The 3698-nt window shown below is 65.3% G+C and carries 3 protein-coding genes and 2 pseudogenes; 1 reads left to right on the forward strand and 4 read right to left on the reverse strand.

Annotated features, from left to right (window positions below):
* A pseudogene (locus tag AC5LSR_RS22165) lies at positions 1-230 on the reverse strand (hypothetical protein); the annotation flags it as partial.
* A 234-nt stretch (positions 231-464) separates the two neighbouring features.
* The gene (locus AC5LSR_RS22170; RefSeq protein ID WP_250283535.1) at positions 465-1349 is read right to left on the reverse strand and encodes a GH25 family lysozyme; all 885 of its coding nucleotides are present in this window, start codon (positions 1347-1349) and stop codon (positions 465-467) included.
* Between the two features lie 449 nt (positions 1350-1798).
* Between AC5LSR_RS22170 and AC5LSR_RS22175 the strand changes: the two are divergent.
* A pseudogene (locus tag AC5LSR_RS22175) lies at positions 1799-1924 on the forward strand (IS5/IS1182 family transposase); the annotation flags it as partial.
* A 28-nt stretch (positions 1925-1952) separates the two neighbouring features.
* Here the strand turns inward: AC5LSR_RS22175 and AC5LSR_RS22180 are convergent.
* Both AC5LSR_RS22180 and AC5LSR_RS22185 read right to left on the reverse strand, forming a co-directional pair.
* Positions 1953-2240, reverse strand: coding sequence for a protealysin inhibitor emfourin (locus AC5LSR_RS22180; RefSeq protein WP_493465649.1), 288 nt, complete (start codon positions 2238-2240; stop codon positions 1953-1955).
* Positions 2241-2310: 70 nt separating this feature from the next.
* Positions 2311-3390 (reverse strand): M4 family metallopeptidase, encoded by a 1080-nt coding sequence (locus tag AC5LSR_RS22185; RefSeq protein ID WP_250283541.1) that lies wholly within the window; start codon positions 3388-3390, stop codon positions 2311-2313.
* Between the last annotated feature and the right edge of the window lie 308 nt (positions 3391-3698).

Raw genomic sequence — 3698 nt, forward strand, 5'->3', positions numbered from 1 at the left:
GCCAGGAACAACCTCGTCGTAGCCCTCGAGCGCCTCGCCTTGACGTCCTCCCCCGCGTTACGACTCCGTTGCCCAATGCGGGCGGTGTCGATCAGCAGCGGGGTGAACCGCTGTATCCACCGGTAGACGGTCACGTGATCGACGACCAGGCCGCGTTCGGCCAGGAGTTCCTCGACGTCCCGGTACGACAGCGCGTAGCGGAGGTACCAGCGGACCGACAGCACGATCACTGCCGGTGGGGGCCGGAACCCGTGAACTCCGAGGCGGGGATCAGCGAACGGGCAGGGCGTCGACGCATCCGTCCGCCTTACCTGATCAAGAGCCCAGCGAACACAACAGACAGTGAGGATGTATGTGAACCCTGCGCCATTGGTTCCAGTCGGAGACGCGGCCCCCATCTCAGACGGATGCAGGCGAGGATACCCAATACGGATGAAACGGATTTATTTATCCTTCCGTCGTGATCACCGTCCGATCGTGTCGAGATCGGAGTCCAGGCGGGACCAGGTCCGGGTGCCGACCACCCCGTCGGCCGTCAGCCCACGCTGTCCCTGGTAGTGCACCACGCCCTCATGCGTCGCCGGCCCGAAATCGCCGTCCGGGGCCAGCCTGGACGGGTGGCCCCCCTCCCATCCCAACACGATATTCAAGGCGTTCTGGAGGGTCTGCACGGGAGCTCCCCGGTCAGGGAAGGTGCCGGTGCGGTGCGAGTCCTGGTCGCCCCGGTGGAGGGTCGGGTATCCGGCGAAACGATTGCCGGGCTGCGGCGTGGTCGGGTACCACTCGCTGTAGTCCACGCCTCCGGCGGCCTTCCCGACGCCTGGCACCGTGGCCGTGGCCGTGAACTGCCACGCCACCAGCGTCTCTTTGTCCCACCCGTGGGGGAGCATACTGTCCCGCCACGTATTGGTATACGAGGGCAGCCACAGCGGTACCCCGAAGTAGGATACTCTCCCCTCCTGGAGGAAAAATTTGCCGGAGTACAGCCATTTCTCGCCGGGCATATGGTCTATCTTGCCGAGGAAGTCGCGGGCGAGGTCGCCACGTCGACGCGCCGGGATCGCGGCCTGTTCCAGGTCGAGGATAAGGATGTCGTCGGGGTGGTAGTTTCGGTTCACCACGTTCAGAAAATGTGCCGCCTGGTCCGCAGCGTCCCATGTGGTGGCGAAATGGTAGTGGCCGACGCGTAGCCCGGTGTGGCGAGCGTCCTTAACCCACCCCTCCCACCGCTCATTGGTATACGTGGCCCCTTCCGTCGCCTTGATGACGATTAGCTCGTGTCCGGCGTCCTTGTAGACGTCGGCGTCGAAAGACGCGTTGTATATGGAGATATCAGCAAAACGCGACATGTCGCATGCACTCCTTAGATACCTATCCGACTATTCGGCTCCTCTGCAGAGGTCTCCGCACGATTATTCCCAGATTGCGTCCACATATCGCATCGCAGGGCGGCTCGCTGCCGAAGAAGACCGACAAGGATCAACAGGAAGCGATCTTGCTATTGCCGAAACCGCGTTTCCTCACAACGAAACACCCCCTGAGTGGATATTTACGTGGTTTCGGTGGGATGAATCGTTTATGCCGGCCGTAGCTTTTACGGCTTTCGCGTGGTAAAGGCGGATTCGTGCACTCCATGGTCTTGAGCGCGAGGGTCGTCAAGGGCGGAGATGCGGCCGGCTGTCTGTCTGGTTTACCGATGCGGTGAAAGCCCCTCTCCTGCCAGGGTGAGGCAGTTCCCGGCCCGCTGGTTTACCGCCGCCCCGGCCAGGGAGAAACCTCCGTCATGAGCCCACGGAAAATCAACCGCACTGGTGTTCCCTGGCGATACCTGCCCCATGGCTTCCCGGCGCACGCCACCGCGTCTCCCTCCTACGCCGCCTGGCGCGACGAGGGCATCCTCACCCGGCTCGGCCACACCCTCACCCGCCGGGGTAAGGGCGAGCAGTCCCTTGTCAGGACGGGAGCCGGCCTCGGGCGACGAGTTCTCGTACCAGCGGACGCAGCGCGGCAGGTACCTGCAGCTCGTTGAGGACCGCTGAGCGCCGCCGGCCGGCGGCGTCGGTCACGGTGAACCGGTACTGGTAGAGGTCGGCCCCCTGGGGGGGCCTTGCCGGCTGATCCCAGCCGAGGGTGTCCAGCGCGGCTTCGGCCTGCCCGGCCTGCTCCGGGTCGAGTTCGCTGGTGTCGAGGACAGCATGCAGAACCAGACCGGCGAAGCCGCCGCTACGTTCGAACTCCACACGCACCCTTCGATGATGCCCCGGGTGAGAGCCCCTGTCAGGCCAGGTCGGGTCGCGGACCCCCGTGTTGTTAGTTCAGCGGAACCTTCACCGCGTCCCAGCCGTCCCGTACCGCCTGGGCTTCGTCGCTGGTCGGACCGTATATCTGCTGTGCCTGACGGAGGGTGATCCGAGCGAACGTACGGAACTCGGGAGAGGGATGGGCGAGCTCGGGGTCCCGCAGCGTGGCATACCAGATGGCGCCCGGCGCTTCCCAGGCGAAACCGCCGAGGGTATCGGCGACGATGTAGAAGGCCCGGTTCGGGATGCCGGAGTTGGTGTGCACGCCGCCGTCGCCCGAGGCCGTGTGGACATAATGGTTCATGTCGGCTGGCTGGTCGTCGTGCCGGTTGGCGGTACCGGGTGCCTTCAGCGACCGCAGTGCCGGCCCGAGCGCGGGGCCGACAATGTCCGTGCCGATCAGCCAGTCGGCATCGGAGGCCTTCTGGCTCAACCGGTACTGCTTGACCAGACTACCCATGACATCGGAGATGGACTCGTTGAGCGCGCCGGACTGACCACTGTAGACCAGGTTTGCCTCGTGCTGGGTGACCCCGTGGGTGAGTTCGTGGGCGATCACGTCGAGCCCCGCCGTCGTGCGGGTGAGCTGCTGGCCGTCCCCGTCACCGAAGAACATGCGGCCGGCATCCCAGATGGCGTTGGCGTAGTTTTCCCCATAATGGACTCCGCCGAGCAGCGGCTGCCCCTGGCCGTCGATGGAGTCGCGGTCGAAGATCCGCCAGTAGAAGTCGTACGTCGCGCCGAAGCCGTCGTACGCTTCGTCGACCGCCGGGTCACCGGTCGCCGGTTGTCCTTCGCTCCGTACCGGGGTACCCGGCGTCTGGATTTCCTGATGATGCTGGTCGTAGATGGTGCGCTGTGGCCGGCCGCCCTGCCGGCCGAACGTGGTCGGGCGGGCCTCCCGCCCCCCGGAACGGGCGGCCGTCTCGGCGCGGGCCAGCCGGAACGAGTGGTCCAACTGCAGGGTGCGTAGCGCTGCCGCCCGCTCTTCCTCGGTCTCGCCCTCGCGGACGATCCGAGCCAGCAGGTCGGGTGGGACGATGCAGTGCAACGGCCGGTGCGGCATCGTTCCCGGACGGTACATGACCATGAGAGCCCCTTCCTTCGCTTCCCTTTCGAGCGAGTCGCTCCCCGGTGTACCCATCTACGTAACTAAACGAACACAGAAGGGTGTAGATCTTCCTGAGTGAGGTCGTTGACTGGATGATCCCGGACTGCTGGCCGTGGGTTGATCGCGAAAGGGCTCCTTGTCGCTGTGTTCGCGGGTGTCGAGTCCTGAACGTGTCGCGAGCAAGGAGCCTGGGTGTCAGGGTATGGGGGTTCGCCGGAGGCGGTGCCGGCGGGTGCGTTCGAGCGGTCGGAGGAGCGGTTCGACCGGCTGCGGGTGGGGCTGTCGGG

Source organism: Protofrankia sp. CiP1_Cm_nod4 (genome assembly GCF_982290645.1).